This is a genomic window from Actinokineospora pegani, from assembly GCF_009745975.1.
In the GTDB taxonomy this organism is placed as follows: Bacteria; Actinomycetota; Actinomycetes; order Mycobacteriales; family Pseudonocardiaceae; genus Actinokineospora; species Actinokineospora pegani.
Map to the genome: position 1 here is coordinate 19,211 of NZ_WHOL01000113.1, position 13,968 is coordinate 33,178.

General features: G+C 75.1%; 14 protein-coding genes and 1 riboswitch. Of the genes, 8 read left to right on the forward strand and 6 right to left on the reverse strand.

The window, feature by feature from the left end; genetic code table 11:
• Positions 1-22 precede the first annotated feature (22 nt).
• Positions 23-2,821, forward strand: coding sequence for an AfsR/SARP family transcriptional regulator (locus GCL84_RS22390; protein WP_156757504.1), 2,799 nt, complete (start codon positions 23-25; stop codon positions 2,819-2,821).
• 188 nt (positions 2,822-3,009) lie between these two features.
• Here the strand turns inward: GCL84_RS22390 and GCL84_RS22395 are convergent, their stop codons facing one another.
• Complete coding sequence (locus tag GCL84_RS22395; RefSeq protein WP_156757647.1) at positions 3,010-3,783, reverse strand: SGNH/GDSL hydrolase family protein; 774 nt, start codon at positions 3,781-3,783, stop codon at positions 3,010-3,012.
• Positions 3,784-4,333: 550 nt separating this feature from the next.
• Between GCL84_RS22395 and GCL84_RS22400 the strand changes: the two genes are divergently transcribed.
• Positions 4,334-4,972, forward strand: a complete 639-nt coding sequence (locus GCL84_RS22400) for a DUF3159 domain-containing protein (RefSeq protein ID WP_156757505.1) — start codon at positions 4,334-4,336, stop codon at positions 4,970-4,972.
• Here the strand turns inward: GCL84_RS22400 and GCL84_RS22405 are convergent, their stop codons facing one another.
• From GCL84_RS22405 to GCL84_RS22415, 3 genes are read right to left on the reverse strand one after another with little or no spacing between them, the layout of a single operon-like run.
• Entirely contained in the window at positions 4,973-5,875 is a 903-nt protein-coding gene (locus GCL84_RS22405; protein WP_156757506.1) for an N-acetylglucosamine kinase, read from the reverse strand. It abuts the gene before it with no gap.
• 57 nt (positions 5,876-5,932) lie between these two features.
• Positions 5,933-6,427: a winged helix-turn-helix transcriptional regulator gene (locus tag GCL84_RS22410; RefSeq protein ID WP_156757507.1), complete on the reverse strand. Its 495-nt coding sequence runs from the start codon at positions 6,425-6,427 to the stop codon at positions 5,933-5,935.
• A gap of 29 nt (positions 6,428-6,456) precedes the next feature.
• Positions 6,457-7,494, reverse strand: a complete 1,038-nt coding sequence (locus GCL84_RS22415; RefSeq protein WP_235926595.1) for an SIS domain-containing protein — start codon at positions 7,492-7,494, stop codon at positions 6,457-6,459.
• A gap of 148 nt (positions 7,495-7,642) precedes the next feature.
• Here GCL84_RS22415 and GCL84_RS22420 point away from each other — a divergent pair, with 148 nt between their 5' ends.
• Together GCL84_RS22420 and GCL84_RS22425 are read left to right on the forward strand one after the other, a co-directional pair.
• On the forward strand, positions 7,643-8,395 hold the full coding sequence (locus GCL84_RS22420) for a GntR family transcriptional regulator (RefSeq protein WP_156757508.1): 753 nt from the start codon (positions 7,643-7,645) through the stop codon (positions 8,393-8,395).
• A 9-nt stretch (positions 8,396-8,404) separates the two neighbouring features.
• Positions 8,405-9,841, forward strand: a complete 1,437-nt coding sequence (locus GCL84_RS22425) for an MFS transporter (protein WP_268891392.1) — start codon at positions 8,405-8,407, stop codon at positions 9,839-9,841.
• On the opposite strand, the gene GCL84_RS22430 is transcribed toward GCL84_RS22425, so the two are convergent.
• Positions 9,819-10,766, reverse strand: a complete 948-nt coding sequence (locus tag GCL84_RS22430; RefSeq protein WP_156757509.1) for a threonine ammonia-lyase — start codon at positions 10,764-10,766, stop codon at positions 9,819-9,821. The two genes, GCL84_RS22425 and GCL84_RS22430, sit on opposite strands and share 23 nt — an antisense overlap.
• Before the next feature lie 150 nt (positions 10,767-10,916).
• Here GCL84_RS22430 and GCL84_RS22435 point away from each other — a divergent pair, with 150 nt between their 5' ends.
• Complete coding sequence (locus GCL84_RS22435) at positions 10,917-11,609, forward strand: hypothetical protein (protein ID WP_156757510.1); 693 nt, start codon at positions 10,917-10,919, stop codon at positions 11,607-11,609.
• Here GCL84_RS22435 and thiE read toward each other — a convergent pair whose 3' ends face one another.
• Positions 11,610-12,278: a thiamine phosphate synthase gene (gene thiE, locus GCL84_RS22440; protein WP_156757511.1), complete on the reverse strand. Its 669-nt coding sequence runs from the start codon at positions 12,276-12,278 to the stop codon at positions 11,610-11,612. It abuts the gene before it with no gap.
• 23 nt (positions 12,279-12,301) lie between these two features.
• Positions 12,302-12,406, forward strand: a riboswitch (TPP riboswitch).
• Between thiE and thiO the strand changes: the two genes are divergently transcribed.
• The 3 genes from thiO (at position 12,401) to thiS (ending at position 13,967) form a co-directional block, all read left to right on the forward strand.
• Entirely contained in the window at positions 12,401-13,501 is a 1,101-nt protein-coding gene (gene thiO / locus GCL84_RS22445; protein WP_156757512.1) for a glycine oxidase ThiO, read from the forward strand. (Overlaps the previous riboswitch by 6 nt.)
• Positions 13,498-13,770: a hypothetical protein gene (locus tag GCL84_RS22450; protein ID WP_156757513.1), complete on the forward strand. Its 273-nt coding sequence runs from the start codon at positions 13,498-13,500 to the stop codon at positions 13,768-13,770. The genes thiO and GCL84_RS22450 overlap by 4 nt, the downstream gene beginning before the upstream one ends.
• Positions 13,767-13,967 (forward strand): sulfur carrier protein ThiS, encoded by a 201-nt coding sequence (thiS, locus tag GCL84_RS22455; protein WP_156757514.1) that lies wholly within the window; start codon positions 13,767-13,769, stop codon positions 13,965-13,967. Before GCL84_RS22450 ends, thiS begins: the two co-directional genes overlap by 4 nt.
• Position 13,968 lies beyond the last annotated feature (1 nt).

Genomic DNA, 13,968 nt, shown 5'->3' on the forward strand with positions numbered 1-13,968 from the left:
AGCCCGGACGGGGGTGGTGGGGATGGCGCACGAGTGGATCTCGCGCGGGGAGTCGACGAAGCCGGTGTTCTGCGTGCTGGGACCGGTGGGGGTGGTGGTCGGCGACCGGGCGGTGGTGCCGGGCGGGCCGGGCATCGGCGGCCTGCTGGCGATGCTGCTGCTCGAGCCCAACCAGGTCGTGCCGGTCGAGCGGATCGTCGACGTGCTGTGGGACCACGAGCCCCCGGCGACGGCGCGCACGATCGTGCAGGGCTACATCTCGCGGCTGCGCAAGTGGTTGTCCACAGTGGATGCCGAGGGCAGTACGCGGATCCAGACCAGCGGCGCGGGCTACCGGCTGGCCATCGACGAGGCGCAGATCGATGTGGCGCTGGCCAAGCGGCTGCTGGCCGACTCGCGCGGCAAGCCCGCCCGCGTGCGCGCCGAGCTGCTGGGCAGGGCGCAGTCGCTGTGGCGCGGCCCGGAGCTGTCCGACATCGCGGGCCGGGTGCGCGCGCCGGAGCTGGGCGAGCTGCGGCTGACGATCATCGAGGCCAGGCTCGACGCGGACCTGGAGCTGGGCCGCCACGACGAGGTGATCGGCGAGCTGGTGGCGCTGGTCGACACGCACCCGTTCCGCGAGCACCTGGTCGGGCAGCTCGTCCTCGCCCTCTACCGCTCCGGGCGCCGCGCCGCCGCGCTCGAGTTCTACCAGCGCTTCGCGCACCGGGCGGCCGGTGAGCTGGGCCTGGACCCGGGCCCCGGCCTGCGCGAGCTGCACAGCAGGGTCCTGCGCGACGACACCACCCTGCTCGAACCCCGCCCCGCGCCGGTGGTCACGCCCCGGCTGGGCGTGCTCGTGCCCGCGCAGCTCCCGCCCGCGCCGTCCGGCTTCACCGGCCGGGGCGAGGACCTGGCGTGGCTGGACCGGCTGTGCGCCTCCGGCGACGGCATCGCGCCCGTCGTCGGCGTGCTCGCCGGGGCCGCGGGCGTGGGCAAGTCCTCGCTCGTGGTGGTGTGGGGGGCCCGCTCGGCGGAGCAGTTCCCCGGCGGCACCCTGTTCGCCTCGCTCAACGGCTTCGACCCGGTGCACCAGCCCGCGGACCCGGCGGCCGTGCTCGGCCGCTTCCTGCTGGCCCTCGGGGTCGCCCAGGAGGACGTGCCGGAGGCCCGGGCCGACCGGGTCGCGCTCTACCGCACGCTGCTCGCCGAGCGGCGGGTGCTGGTGGTCCTCGACGACGCCCGCGACTCCGACCAGGTCCTGCCGCTGCTGCCCGGCGCCAGCACGTCGGTGGTGCTGGTGACCAGCCGCCGCAGGCTCGACGGGCTGCTGGCACTGGGCGCGCGGCTGCGCGTGGTCGACCCGCTGGCCCCGGCCGAGGCCGAGGCGGTGCTCGCCGACGCGGGCGCCGACGTCGCCGCGCCCAAGCTGGCCAGGCTGGCCCAGCTCTGCGGGTACCTGCCGCTGGCGCTGCGCATCGTCGGCGCCCAGCTCACCGGCAGTCCGCAGTGGTCGGTCGACGAACTGGTCGAGCGGCTGGCCGACGAGCGGACCAGGCTGGGCGCGCTGCGCGTCGCCGACACCGACACCGGGGTGCGCGCCGCCCTCGACGTGACCGTGGCCGCGCTGCGCCCGGACCTGGTGGCCGCGCTGCGCGCGCTGGGCGCGGTGCCGGGGCGGGCGACCGGTCCGCACCTGGTCGCCGCGCTCACCGGGACCGAGGTGGGCACCGCCCGCGAGCACCTGCGCGCGCTGGCCGCCAGCTTCCTGGTCGGCGAGCAGGCGCGCGACGCCTTCGGCGCCCACGACCTGGTCCGCCTCTACGCCCGCGACCTGGTCGCGGACCGCGCCGCCGCGCTCGGCGACGTGCTCGACTTCTACCTGGCCGCCGCCGACACCGCCCGCCGCCACCTGCGGGCCGCGGCCGACGGCCCGCGGATCGCGGTCCCCGCCGAGCTGCCGCTGCCGTCGCTGCCCGACCGCGACGCCGCGCTGGACTGGTTCGAGGCCGAGTGGCCCAACCTGCTGGCCGCGCTGGCCAAGGGCGCCGAGCTGGACCTGCACGACCGGGTGTGGCGGCTGGCGCGGCTGTGCGGGGAGTTCCGCCGGACCCGCCCGCGCCGCGACGACTGGGAGTGGCTGATCGGCCTGGGCCTGGACTCCGCGCGGGCCGCGGGCGACCGGCGCGGCGAGGTGTGGCTGCGGCTGAGCCGGTGCGTGCTGCTGAGCCGCTTCGGGCTGGAGGCCGAGCTGCTCGCCGACGGGGAGCGGGCGGTCGTCGTCGCCACGGAGCTGCGCGACCCGCTGCTGATGACGATGAGCTTCAACACCGTCGCCAGCGCCCACTACGGCCAGGGCAGGCTGGCCGACGCGCTCTCGGGCTACCGCAAGGCGCTGGAGCTGGCGACGGCCGCCGACTACCGGCTGGGCGAGGCCAACCTGCACAACAACATCGCGCAGGTGCACCGGATGGCGGGCGAGGCCGAGCGGGCCGTGCGGCCGCAATCGCTTGCGGTGGCGATGTACCGGGAGATCGGCGACCTCGGCTTCGTCGGCCTCGCCCTGGCCAACCTGGCCGAGCTCGAGCACCAACTGGGCAGGCCGGAGCCCGCGCGGGCGCACGCCGCCGAGGCCATCTCGCTCGCGGTGGACAACGAGCTCGGCCTCACCGAGGCGTTCGCCAGGGAGGTCATGGCCCGGCTGCACGAGGACGACGGCGACACCGAGGTCGCCCGCGCCGAGCTGACGCGCTCGCTGGAGCTCTACCGGGCCGCCCAGTCGCCCGCCGCGGCGACCGTCCAAGAGCGACTGGGGAAGCTCACTGGTCAGCCGTCCGTTTAGCGAACAGTTAGCCGACGTCCCAGTCGGACTGGAAGAGTTTTCCCCGGGCGCCGATCTCGCTGTCGACGGCGCCCGGGTGGCGACGAGTGGGGGCGCGCCACCGCAGGCCGGCCGGTGACACCCGGGGGGAGTGTCCCGGCCGGTCCGCACATCCGGGAACTCCGTCTAAGGAAGCGACTGTTCGCCCGCTACAGCGACGCCGTCCCGTAGGGCTGCAACTCCGGGCGCTTGGGCAGCAGACCGTCCCCAAGGGACTCCCCGCGGATCTGGCGGGCCACCCAGGGCAGCAGGTGCGTGGTGGTCCACGTCAGATCGTCCTGGCGCATCCGCAGCCAGGGCTTGGGCTCCTCCGGCGGCAGCGGCTCGCGCCAGTCCTCGGTGACCGGGATGCCGAGCACCTCGGCCGCGCGCAGGGCGATGCGCCGGTGCCCGTCGCTGGAGAAGTGCAGGCGGTCGTCGCACCAGGCCCGCTTGTCGTGCAGGACGTCCATCGACCACAGGTCGACCACGCGGGCGCCGCGGCGCTCGGCGATGGCGTGCAGGTGGCCGTTGTAGATGCCCACCTTGCCCCGGACGCGGCGCAGCAGCGGCTGCACCTTCGGGTCCGGCCCGGTGAACAGCAGCACCTCGGACCCGGCCGCGCGCAGCCGCGCCACGGCGCCGTCGAACATGCTCGCGACCTCGTCGACGTCGGAGCCCGGGGTGATCAGGTCGTTGCCCCCGCCGCAGATCGTGACCAGGTCCGGCGCGTTCTCCGCGGCCAGCGGCACCTGCTCGTCGACGATCTCGCGCAGCATCTTGCCGCGCAGCGCCAGGTTCGCGTACTGGAACCCGGGCCGCTGCCCGGCCATCGCGCCGGCCAGCCGGTCGGCCCACCCGACGCAGCCGCCCTCCGGTCCGTCGTCTCCCATGCCCTCGGTGAAACTGTCCCCGATGGCGACCCAGCTCTCCCACCCGTGCACAGGCACGGCCCTCCCTCGCTTCGCCTTGGAATCTCCTCCGGTTGCCCTACTCAACCAACTCGACAGTCTGCACTGGCATTCCCCGCCCGTGCCATGATCGTCCGGCGGCGCGGTCGGATCAGCTTAGGAAACGGGACCGACATAGACCACCCGTTTGACGGGGAACGCATGAGTATGGCCCCCTCGCCCCGCTCGCCCGCGCCCGGAGTCGGGCGACGCGAACCCGCCGCCACGGTCCGGCGTCCCGGCGGGGACCGTTTCGGCCCGTTCGGGATGTCCAGCCCCGAATGCGGTGGCCCGGAGGCGCGACGGCGCGGACCCCGGACAGAGCGGCCGGGCGATCGCGGTCGTTTCTGTTTCCCCTCAACGGTTCGCGCAGGCCCAAGGCGCTGGGCGGCCCGGCGTCCGGGACCGGGCCGCTGTCCCCGCAGAGCCGCGCCTGACCTGGTGTGACCGTCCCTGAGCAGCGCAAACGTTTGGAGCGGCAGCTCAACGGGATCACATCCCACATGGGCTACCTAACCCGGCGTCCGTGCGGCAGGCTGGGACCGTGACCGCTCCCACCGATTCGCTCGCCGACCTGCTCGGCGGAAAGCGAGGCGCGCTCGACGTGACAGCGCCGCCGCTGGCTTTCGCGATCGGCTGGCTCGCCGCCGGGCAGTCGATCGGCTGGGGTTCGGTCGTGGCGCTGGCCGTGGCGGCAGGCATCGCGGTGTGGCGCTTGTCACGTGGCGAGAAGATCGTGGCCGTCCTCGGCGGACTCGGCGCTGTCGCCGTCGGCGCCCTCATCGCCCTCTACACCGGCCGCGCCGAGGACTTCTTCCTCGTCCAGTTGTTGTCGAACGCCCTCAGCGCCCTCGCCTTCGCGCTGAGCATCCTCGTCCGCTGGCCGCTGCTGGGCGTCATCGTGGGACTGCTGCTGGGGCAGAAGGCCCGCTGGCGCCGCGATCCCGCCCTGGTGCGCGCGTACGGCAGGGCCAGTTGGGTGTGGACGGGGCAGTACCTGCTCCGCGTGCTCGTCTACGGCTACCTGTGGTGGTCGGCCCAGGTGGTCGCCCTGACCGTCGCCAGGGTCGCCATGTCCTGGCCGCTGTTCGCCGTCGTCCTGGCGGTGAGCGCGCTGGTGCTCCAGCGCAGCCTGCCCGAGGGCCACCCCGGCATCCGACACCCGCGGGCGGCCCGGGACTGATCAAGCCCCGTCGACCGGGTGCGGCATCGTCCCGAACGCCATCAGCCCGGCCAGCCAGGCCGCGCCCATCGCGCCGTCGTCGGCCGCCCGCGTGCTGTGCGCGCCCAGCAACTCCCGCAGCCGCGCCCCGACCGGGTTGTCGTCGGCGGCCACCGACCCCGCCAGGACGACCGGCCCCGACTCCCACGCCGCCTCGGCCTCCGTCGCCAGTGCCAGTGCCGCGCGTTCGACGATGTCCCCGGCCACCGGGTCCGCGCGCAGCGCGGTGACCAGCGGCGCGAAGGTGGCCAGGTGCACCGGCGGGTTGGTGTTGCAGGTGTGGATCAGCGTCCCGAAGTCGGCCACGCCCGCCTGCTCCAGCACGGCGGTGGGCAGCGCCCCCAGCGGCAGCCCGGACTGCAGCGCCCGCAGCGTCGCCCGCACCGCCTCGCGGCCGATCCAGTGCGCCGAGCCCTCGTCGCCGAGCAGCCAGCCGAAGCCGCCGCAGGTGCGCGCGCGGCGGCGGCCGGAGATGCCCATGGCGATCGAGCCGGTCCCCGAGATCACCACCGCGCCGTCCGGCGCGGCCGTCCCGGAGGCGAACGCCACCTCGGCGTCGGTCAGCACCAGCGGGGCCGCGGTCAGGCCCGCGCGGGCGAAGGCGGTGTGGAACAGCGCGGCCACGCCGGGGTCGACCAGCTTCGACGAGCCCGCCATGCCCACCACGCAGCCCTCGGCCGCCGCGCCGCGCAGCGCGCTCGCGATCGCCTCGCCCATCCTGGCCGCGGCGACCTGCGGCGGGTGCGAGTTCGGGTTGGCCCCGCCCGCCTCACCGCGGCCCAGGACCGCGCCCGCCCGGTCGACGGCGACCGCGCGGGTCCGGGTGCCCCCGGCGTCCACGCCGACGACCACGTCCGTGTTCACCCGATCCCCCCATTCGTGACTGGGCCGTTTGGCGTAACATCTGCCGTGCCCGCTCCGTTAAACCCCCTCGACGGAGCGGGCACCTTCTTGTCCGACGCCGCCGAGCGCGCCGGGGCCCGGCTCGACCGAGACCTCCCGCACCCGCAACTCCTCGTCGCACCCCGCGCAGCGCACCACCGCGTGCGTCGCCTGCCCGCAACCCCGGTGGCGCAGCACCGCGGGCGCGCCCGCGCCGCCGTCGAGCCACTGGTCGCCCCAGCGCATGATCGCGGCCAGCGCGGGGAAGAAGTCGCGGCCCATGTCGGTCAGCGCGTACTCGTGCCTGGTCGGGCGCTCCTGGTACTGGACGCGCCGCAGCACGCCCGCCTCGGTCAGCCGGTCCAGCCGCTCGGCCAGGGTGTTGCGGGCGATGCCCAGGTCGGCCTGGAAGCGGTCGAACCGGCGGGTGCCCAGGAACGCCTGCCGCAGCACGAGCAGCGTCCACTGGTCGCCGAGCAGGTCCATGGTCCTGGCGACCGAGCAAGGCCACTGCGCGAACGACGTCCTCCGCATCCGGGCAGTCTAGGCCGAGTCGACCGCGCTCAGCGGGTCCGCGTGACCTTGTCCAGCCCGCGGGGCTGATCCGGGTCGACCCCCCTGGCCAGCGCGAGGCGCAGCGCCAGCGACTGCACCGGCAGCACCTCGAGGATCGGCGCCACCTCCTCGGCCGTGCCCGGCAGCGGGATGTGCAGCGACTCCACCGCCGGGCGCAGCGAACCGACGCTGATCAGCTCGGCGCCGTGCGCGCGCACCCGCGGCAGGACCTCGCCCAGCGCCGTCCCGCCCGCCCCCGCGCTGCTGATCGCCAGCGCCGCCGTCTCGCCATCGATGGCGGCGACCGGGCCGTGCAGCAGGTCGGCGCCGCTGTGGGAGCGGGCGGACAGGTAGCTGGTCTCGGCCAGCTTGAGCGCGGCCTCCGCGGCGGTCGCCGACGAGTAGCCGCGGCCGGTGGTGATCATCCGGTCGACGAACCGCAGGCGCTCGGCGGCCGCGCCGGTGGCCGCCGCGGTGGACTCGAGCGCCTCGGCGGCGAGGTCGCCCAGCGCGGCGGCGTGCTCGCCGTCGCCGCCGCGCACCGCGTCGACCAGCAGGTACAGCGCCATCAGGGTGGCGCTGTAGGTCTTGGTCGCGGCGACGGCCAGCTCCGGGCCCGCGCCGATGTCGACGGCGAGCTCCGTGGTCCCGGCCAGCGGGGAGGCGGGCGTGTTGGTGACCGCGACGGTCAGCGCGCCCTGCTCGCGCGCCGCGCGGGTCGCCTCCACCAGGTCGGGGGAGCCGCCGCTCTGGCTCACGGCGACCCAGAGCACGCCCGACAGGTCGGGCCGCGCGCCGTAGAGGGTGGTCGTCGAGGGGGAGACCAACCCGCACGGGAGCTGGAGCAGCACCTCGCACAGGTACTTCGCGTACAGCGCGGCGTGGTCGCTGGACCCGCGCGCGGCCAGCAGGACGAAGCGCGGCGGGCGGGCGGAGATCCGCGCGGCCACCTCAGCCACCGCTGTCCGCTGCCGCGCCGCGGCGGACAGCAGCCCCGGCTGCTCGGCGATCTCGGCCCGCATCAGCCGTCCCGGCTCGTCCGCCATCCGTCCGCTCCTCGTGTGGGTGACCAGTGCAGGGAGAATAAGGTCTAGACCAATGTTACCAGCGTGCCACGCGTCGCGGGGGTTTGATCGCCCGTCGGGCGCCGGGCAGGGCATCCTGTAGGTGGACACACTTCTTGAAGGGACACCCATGCTCGAGACGTCCACGACCGACGCGTCGGACACGGTGGCGCGGGTGCAGCGCGAGCCCAAGTACTGGGGGCTCAAGCGCCACCTGCTCGACCTGCTCGGGTCCCTGCCGCCGGGCTCGCCGATCCCCACCGAGCGCGCGCTGGCCACGGAGTTCGACGTCTCCCGCACCACCGTCCGCCAGGCGCTGGCCGAGCTCACCGTCGAGGGCCGCCTGCTGCGCGTGCAGGGCAAGGGGACCTTCGCCGCCGAGCCCAAGGTCGCCCAGCGGTTGCAGCTTTCCTCCTACACCGAGGACATGCGCGCCCAGGGCCGCGAGCCGTCGTCGAAGCTGCTCGAGGTCTCCGAGATCACCGCCGAGGCCGACCTGGCCCGGCTGCTGGCCGTGCGCCCCGGCGCGAAGGTGCTGCGCCTGCACCGGCTGCGCCTGGCCGACGGCGAGCCGATGGCCGCGGAGACCACGCACCTGCCGCTGGGCCGCTTCCGCGGCCTGCGCCGCCACGTCAGCGGCGGCGGCTCGCTCTACGAGGTCCTGCGCGAGAAGTTCGGCGTCGAGATGGGGCACGCCGAGGAGACCATCGAGACCGCGCTGGCCGGACCGCACGAGGCCGACCTGCTCGGCGCCGACGTCGGCATGCCGATGCTGCTGCTGTCGCGGCACTCCTTCGACACCGAGGAGAAGCCGGTCGAGTGGGTGCGCTCGGTCTACCGCGGCGACCGGTACAAGTTCGTCGCCACGCTGAACCGGCCCTGAGCGCGCCCGGTGGAGCCCACCCGATCGGCTGAGCCGCTGCGCTGGGGCACCCCGGCCGCGCGGGCGGTCCTGGCCACCACGGTCCTCGGCTCGGGCATCGTCATGCTCGACGGCAGCGTCGTCAACGTCGCGCTGTCGCGACTGGGCGAGGACCTGGACGCCTCCGTGGCGGGCCTGCAGTGGGTGCTCGACGGCTACCTGCTGGCCCTGGCCGCCCTGATCCTCGTCGCGGGCTCGCTGGGCGACCGGTACGGCCGCCGCCGGGTGTTCGTCGTGGGGGTGGCCTGGTTCGGCGCGGCGTCGGTGCTGTGCGGCCTCGCGCCGTCGGTCGAGGTCCTCGTGGCCGCCCGCGTGCTGCAGGGGGTCGGCGGGGCGCTGCTGACCCCGGGGTCGCTGGCGATCCTGCAGTCGTCGTTCCAGCGCGCGGACCGGGCGCGGGCCATCGGCGCGTGGTCGGGGCTGGGCGGCATCGCCGCGGCCGCTGGTCCGCTGGTCGGCGGGCTGCTGGTGCAGCTCTGGTCGTGGCGGCTGGTGTTCCTGGTCAACATCCCGGTGGTCGTCGTCTGCCTGTGGCTGGCGCTGCGCCACGTGCCCGAGAGCCGCGACGAGTCGGCGGTCGGGCACCCGGACGTGCTCAGCTCGGTGCTGGGCGCGGTCGGGCTGGCCGGGGTCACCGGGGCGCTGGTCGAGGCCCCCGCGCGCGGCCCGGATTGGCTGGTCGTCGGCGCGGCGGCGGCGGGCGCCGCGGCACTGGCGGCGTTCGTCGTCCGGCAGCGGCGCGCCAGGCGCCCGCTGGTGCCCCCGGTGCTGTTCGCCGACCGCACGTTCGTCGTCGCCAACCTGCTGACCCTGGTCGTCTACGCCGCGCTGGGCAGCGTGCTGGTGCTGATGGTGCTGCAACTGCAGACCTCGCTGGGCTACGGGCCGACCGCCGCGGGCCTGGCGGGCCTGCCGATCACGGTGATCATGCTCGCCCTGTCCGCCCGCAGCGGCCGGGCGGCGGCGCGGCTGGGCCCCCGCTGGTTCCTGGTGGTCGGCCCGCTGCTGATCGCCGCCGGGATGCTGCTGCTGACCCGCGTGGGCCCCGGCTCGACCTACCTCGGGTCGGTGCTGCCCGCGCTGGTGGTCTTCGGCCTCGGCCTGGCCGCCGTGGTCGCCCCGGTGACCGCCACCGTCCTCGCCGCCGCCCCCGACCGGTACGCGGGCGTGGCCTCGGGGGTCAACAACGCCATCGCCCGGACGGGGAACCTGCTGGCCATCGCCGTGCTGCCCGCCGCGGCCGGGCTGACCGGCACGGCCTACCTGGACCCGGTGGCGATGACCGCCGGGTGGCGCACCGGGTTGGTGATCTGCGCCGTGCTGGCGGTCGCGGGCGGCGTGGTCGCCCTCGGGGTGCGGGGCAACGTGCTGGCGGGGGAGCCGGTCAGCCGATCAGCTCCCGGGTGAGACCGGGGTCCATGTTGCCGCCGCTGACGACCGCCACCGTCGTGCCGCCCGGCAGCTCCGCCGCGCGGTGCAGGTAGGCGGCGGTGGCGACCGCGCCGCTGGGTTCGACGACCAGGCGGGCGCGGCGGGCGAGCACGCCGACGGTGTCGCGGATCTGCTGCTCGGTGACGGTGACGATGCCGTCGACCAGGGCTTGCTCATGGGCGAAGGTCAGCGCGGAGGGCTGGCTGCGCAGGCCGTCGGCGATGGTCCGGTTGCGCTCGGCCACCGGCCACTCGGTCAGCCTGCCCGCGGCGAGGCTGGCGGCGGTGTCGGCCGCCAGCTCCGGCTCCACCGCCCAGACCTGGGTGCCCGGGGACTTGGCCTTGATCGCGGTGGCGACGCCGGAGATCAGCCCGCCGCCGCTGACCGGGACCAGCACCACGTCGGCGTGCAGGTCGGCGGCGATCTCCAGGCCGATCGTGCCCTGGCCCGCGATGACGTCCGGGTGGTCGAACGGCGGGATGAGCGCGGCGCCGGTCCGCTCGGCGATCTCGGCCGCGGTCGACTCGCGCTCGCCGACGGCGGAGAGGACCACCTCGGCGCCGTGCGCCCTGGTCGCCTCGACCTTGACCTTGGGCGTGTCGACCGGGACGACGATCCAGGCCCTGATCCCGAACATCCTCGCCGCGTAGGCCACCGCCTGCGCGTGGTTGCCGCTGGAGTAGGCCACCACGCCCCTGGCCCGCCGCTCGTCGGTCAGGTTCGCGACGGCGTTGTACGCGCCGCGGATCTTGAACGCGCCGATCGGCTGCAGGCTCTCCGGCTTGAGCCACAGTGGACGGTCGGGGTCCGCCCACGGGCAGGGCAGCAGCGGCGTGCGCACCGCCACCCCGGCGATCCGGGCGGCGGCGGCTTCAACGGCTTCGACGGAGACCAGTTCCACAACTCCATACTGCCGCACCCCGCAATGTCTACTGTGGATCAACGGTGTCATGCTCGTCACGTTCGGTGAACAAAAGCGGGCGCTCGGACGTCGTGCATGGGGAGTGCCGACAAGCGGAGCAGTGCGAAGTACAGCGTGGGGAACGGGAGTATGAGCGACCAGAAGGAGAAAAAAGAGGGCATCCGCCCGGCGCAGGTCGCCGCGGCGGCCTTGGCGGCGGCGACGGCCGCCGTGCTCGGATCGACACTCGGAGTAGCCGGAACGGTGGTCGGCGCCGCCATCGCCAGTGTGATCAGCACCGTCGGGGGCGCGGTCTACCTCAAGTCGCTGGAGCGGACCAGGGCGGGTGTGCAGACCGTGACGGCCAGGGTGACCGGTCGGGGGACGGTCGTCACCGAGACCGTCACCACGACCGTCGACGCCGGGGAAGACGGGCCCGAGTCCGACGCGGAGCCCCAGACGCAGCCGCCGTCGAAGCGCAGGCCCAAGGCCCTGGCGCTGGTGGCGGGCGGCGTCCTGGTCTTCGCGCTCGGCATGGGCGTGGTCACCGGCTTGGAGTTCCTGCGCGGCGAGTCGCTGGCGGGCGGCTCCAACACCACCGTGGGCGGACTGGTCGGCCGCAAGAACCCGGTCACGACCACGGTCGTGGTCCCGCAGGAGCAGACCCCCGAGACCGGCAGCGCCCCCGAGACCGCCGAGCGCACCACGACGGAGACCACCACGGTCACCGAGCCCGCGGAGCCGACCGAGGACTCGACCACGACAGCCCCGCCGAGCACCACGACCACCAGGCCCAGCGCGCCGTCGCCGTCGTCCGCCGCACCGACCAGCCCCGCGCCGTGATCAGCCGCGCAGCGCCGCCGCGAGTTCGGCCGCGGCGGCCCGCGGATCGTCCGACTCGGTGATCGCGCGGACCACCACCACCCGGCTCGCGCCCGCGGCGGTGACCTCGGGCAGGCGGTCGGCGTCGATGCCGCCGATGGCGAACCAGGGCCGGGTCGGCGCGGTCTCGGCGGTCGCGCTGACCAGTTCGAGCCCCGGCGCGGCCCGGCCGGGCTTGGTCGGCGTCGGCCAGCAGGGCCCGGTGCAGAAGTAGTCGACGCCCGGCTCGGTGCTCGCGGCGATGGCCTGGGTGAGGTCGTGGGTCGACCGGCCGATGGCCACGTCCTCGCCCAGCACGCGCCGGGCGGCGGCGACCGGCAGGTCGTCCTGGCCGAGGTGCAGCACGTCGGCGCCAGCGGCCAGGGCGACGTCCGCCCGGTCGTTCACCGCGAGCAGGGCGCCGTGCGCCGCGCACAGCTCGGCGATCACCGCCAGCGCCCGCAGCTCCGGCCCCGCCTCCAGCGGCGCGCCGCCGCGCTTGTCCCGTAGCTGCACCACGTCGACCCCGCCCGCCAGCGCCGCGTCGACGAAGTCGGCGAGGTCCCCCTGCCCGCCTCGGGCGTCGGTGCACAGGTAGAGGCGGGCGTCGGCGAGGCGTCGGCGGATCTGGTCGCCGTCAAGTCCGGGCATGGGCTTGAAGGTAGTACGGTGGGGGCTGGTCGCACGGGAGCCCGGGTCACGGGCTGAGAGGGAGCTGAGCTCCGACCGTCGAACCTGATCCGGGTCATGCCGGCGCAGGGAGCGTGGATGTGATGGACGAGCAGCGGATCGCCGTCGTCGGTGGCGGCGTGGTCGGGTTGGCCGTCGCCTGGCAGGCGGCGGTCGAGGGCATGCCGGTCACCGTGGTCGACCCGGACCCGGTCAGCGGCGGCGCGTCGTGGGTGGCGGCCGGGATGCTGGCGCCGGTCACCGAGTCGTGGCCGGGGGAGGAGCACGTGCTCGCCCTCGGCGCGGAGTCGCTGCGCCGCTGGCCGGGCTTCGCCGAGGACCTGCACACCCCGCCCGACCTGCGCACCGAGGGCACCATCGCACTCGCCCTGGACGCCGCCGACGCCGCGGACCAGTCCCGCCTCGCCGACTTCCTGGCCTCGCTCGGCCGCGAGGTCCGCAAGCTCAGCGGTCGCGAGGTGCGGGAGCTGGAACCCGGGGTGGGGGCCGTTCGCGGTGGCCTGCTCGTCCCCGGGGACCTGTCCGTCGACAGCCACCTGCTGCTGCGCTCCCTGCGCGAGTCGGCCGAGCTGGCCGGGGTGGAGTTCGTCACCCAGCGGGCGGAGTCGGTCGGGGACGGGGGCGTGACCCTCGCCGATGGCTCCACCGTGGAGTGCCGGGAGGCGGTCATCGCGGCCGGTGCGTGGAGCGCGGGGCTGCACCCGGCCCTGGACGGCCTGGTGCACCCGGTCAAGGGCGAGATCCTGACCCTGCGCGCCCGCCCCGGAGCGCTGCCGCCCCCCACCCGCACCCTGCGCGCCCGCGTCGAGTCCCGCCCGGTCTACCTGGTCCCCCACACCGACGGCCGCCTGCACGTGGGCGCCACCCAGTCCGAGGTCGGCCACGACACCGACGTCACCGCGGGCGGCATCCGAGACCTGCTCGACGACGCCGAACGCGTCCTCCCGGGCATCCGCGAATACGCCCTGGTCGAAGCGGTGGCAAGCGTTCGCGCGGGCAGCCGCGACAACCTCCCCCTCCTGGGCAGGCTCGCCCCCGGCGTCCTCGCCGCCACCGCCCACCACCGCAACGGCGTCCTGCTGGCCCCCCTCACCGCCGCCACCATCGTCGCCATCCTGCGCGGCAGAACACTGGACGAACACGCGGCCGCGGCGTCCCCGGACCGATTCGAGGGAGCCCGATGACGATTGAGGTCAACGGCGCCGAGCGCCAGGTGCCCGACGGCGCTGCGGTCGCTGTGGTGCTCGGCCATCCCGACCTGTTCACCCCCGCCACCGCCTGCTCGCTGTACGGAGCAGGCAGGCACGTACCTGGCCGTGTCACCGCGGCCGTCGGCCTTGGCCAGCCGAGCCTGCCGACCTCCGCCACCGCCGCGTCGCTCACCGGCCGGCCCATGCCGGGCACCGGACACGCGACCGCGGCGTCCCCGGACCGATTCGAGGGAGCCCGATGACGATTGAGGTCAACGGCGCCGAGCGCCAGGTGCCCGACGGCGCCACCGTCACCGTGGTGCTCCAGCACCTGAACCTGCCCACCTCCGGCACCGCCGTCGCGCTCAACGGGCAGGTCGTCCCGCGCGTCGAGCACGCGACGACGGTCGTGCCCGCCTGGGCGCGGTTGGAGGTCCTCACCGCTGTCCAGGGAGGTTGAC

Excerpts from the sequence above, each read along its gene's own strand:
- GCL84_RS22390 (WP_156757504.1), top strand. The coding sequence starts at position 23 with ATGGCGCACGAGTGGATCTCGCGCGGGGAGTCGACGAAGCCGGTGTTC.
- GCL84_RS22410 (WP_156757507.1), bottom strand. The coding sequence starts at position 6,427 with ATGCGGAGGACGTCGTTCGCGCAGTGGCCTTGCTCGGTCGCCAGGACC.
- GCL84_RS22415 (WP_235926595.1), bottom strand. The coding sequence starts at position 7,494 with ATGGCGGACGAGCCGGGACGGCTGATGCGGGCCGAGATCGCCGAGCAG.
- GCL84_RS22420 (WP_156757508.1), top strand. The coding sequence starts at position 7,643 with ATGCTCGAGACGTCCACGACCGACGCGTCGGACACGGTGGCGCGGGTG.
- GCL84_RS22435 (WP_156757510.1), top strand. The coding sequence starts at position 10,917 with ATGAGCGACCAGAAGGAGAAAAAAGAGGGCATCCGCCCGGCGCAGGTC.
- thiE (WP_156757511.1), bottom strand. The coding sequence starts at position 12,278 with ATGCCCGGACTTGACGGCGACCAGATCCGCCGACGCCTCGCCGACGCC.
- thiO (WP_156757512.1), top strand. The coding sequence starts at position 12,401 with ATGGACGAGCAGCGGATCGCCGTCGTCGGTGGCGGCGTGGTCGGGTTG.
- GCL84_RS22450 (WP_156757513.1), top strand. The coding sequence starts at position 13,498 with ATGACGATTGAGGTCAACGGCGCCGAGCGCCAGGTGCCCGACGGCGCT.
- thiS (WP_156757514.1), top strand. The coding sequence starts at position 13,767 with ATGACGATTGAGGTCAACGGCGCCGAGCGCCAGGTGCCCGACGGCGCC.